We start from the raw sequence: 934 nt of genomic DNA, 5'->3' as shown, positions 1-934 counted from the left end.
AAAGGAGAGTTATGTTTAAAATATTAATGATTTTACTAATTACAAATATTTATTCATATCAAATAAATAAGTTAAAAATAGAGCTAGATAGTATTTATAAAAGCTTTCCTTATATTACAAAAGAAATTAAGCAAGACCAAGATGAATTTTTAAAAAACATTAGTGATTGCAAAGATGATAATAATTGCATTATAAATTCTTATAAAACTAGAATAAAAGAGCTTAGCACTAGTCTTGAAAACTCAAAAACCTATCCTAAAGAACTAATAGAACATATAAAAATAATTCAAGAAAACTCAATAGAATGCAATAAAGATAACTATATGCGATATGAGCATGGACGATTTATTGATGAGCCAGAAAAATGTAGAAAATTACTAAAACTCAATAATTTTTGGCAAGATTTTTTTAGATATAAGGATATAAAAATAAAGCCAAAAATTGTAGATGCTAAGCCTTACGCAAGCCAAGAAGTAAAAGATACTCTTAAATACTGCTGGGATTTAGGGCTTGATAGAAAAGTTTATAAGTATATAAAAGATTATAGTTCAGATGATAGCAATGATAATGTCAGTTATCGTTTTATAGAAGTTGATAAAAATAATGAGCTTTATATTATAAGTAAAATTAAAGGTAAAAAATACATAGAAAAACATAAAAGTATAACTATAAGTGATGTAGTTTTAGATGATAAAAATTACTTAGCTTTATCAGGTGAAATTGGAAATATATTATTTATAGAAAAAGATTTTTGCAATCATCCTATGAAGAATAAAAATCTATTAGAACTTTTAAAAAATTCTAATAAAATGAAAATGTCAAATAAATATTACGAAGAAGCAAAAGAAACTTTGATTATAGAGTATAAGGATAGTGATTATATTTTAAATTATCATAAATTTAATAATTTAAATCATATTAGATATTACAATTA

The 934-nt window shown here is 22.3% G+C and carries 1 protein-coding gene; it reads left to right on the top strand.

The genetic code is table 11. The annotated features are described in order from the left end of the window. Nucleotides 1-11: 11 nt before the first annotated feature. A partial coding sequence (locus KJQ99_RS09425) for a lysozyme inhibitor LprI family protein (protein WP_214150671.1) occupies nucleotides 12-934 on the top strand: 923 nt, incomplete at its 3' end.

This window comes from Campylobacter sp. 2018MI13 (assembly GCF_018501135.1).
In the GTDB taxonomy this organism is placed as follows: domain Bacteria; phylum Campylobacterota; class Campylobacteria; order Campylobacterales; family Campylobacteraceae; genus Campylobacter_E.
The sequence above is the reverse complement of the archived record's forward strand: the minus strand, read 5'-3'. Positions and strand labels throughout refer to the sequence as shown.